The 658-nt window shown below is 42.2% G+C and carries 1 protein-coding gene; it reads right to left on the bottom strand.

Translation table 11 applies throughout. From position 1 onward, the window contains the following. Window positions 1–213 precede the first annotated feature (213 nt). A complete protein-coding gene (locus R7P74_RS26950) occupies window positions 214–486 on the bottom strand; it encodes a nicotinamide mononucleotide transporter (protein WP_005462157.1) in 273 nt (90 codons plus the stop codon). Window positions 487–658 lie beyond the last annotated feature (172 nt).

Raw genomic sequence — 658 nt, 5'->3', positions numbered from 1 at the left:
TGTTTAGCCATAAATCACCTCTCAATTAGACCCTAGAGCTAACTTAGTAAAGTGTCTACTAAACGTGGGGTACTCGGGCACATAACGCCCTGTTAAGGGGTGAGCAACGCAATACAAAAGCCGCCGCAAACCACCTTAATCACCAAAATCAACGCATAGTGAAAATGCCACGCGTTGCGAATCCCTCTTGAACAGTTTGTTATGTGCGAACTTCTAGCTTGTAGATGACTGCTCAGCAACACTAACTTTAGGCTCTTTCTCTGGCGTCGACCATTTGATGATTGCTCTAAGGTTCATTGAGAAAAAGATGATATTTGCAATTATCATTGCCACACTGCCAGTAAGATAACCAACTGCTACCCAACTAGTGTTACCGCACATCATTAAAATGAAACCGATTTTGTTCTTATTTCCAATTTGCCAAATTGCAAGAAACGTAAGTACCATTGCAACCCAGTCGATTCCATAGTACTGAAAATATTCCATTTTTCTTCCAAGCACATAACGCCCTGTTAAGGGGTGAGCAACGCAATACCGAAGCCGCCGCATACCACCCTAAACACTAAAACTAACGCATAGTAAAAATGCCACGCGTTGCGAATCCCTCTTGAACAGTTTGTTAGGCGACATTTCTACGTTTAACTTCTTTCTCATACGA

Source organism: Vibrio sp. 2033 (assembly GCF_033339735.1).
The sequence above is the reverse complement of the archived record's forward strand: the minus strand, read 5'-3'. Positions and strand labels throughout refer to the sequence as shown.

Bases quoted from the DNA above. Each gene is read 5' to 3' on its own strand.
- R7P74_RS26950 (WP_005462157.1), bottom strand. From the start codon at position 486: ATGGAATATTTTCAGTACTATGGAATCGACTGGGTTGCAATGGTACTT.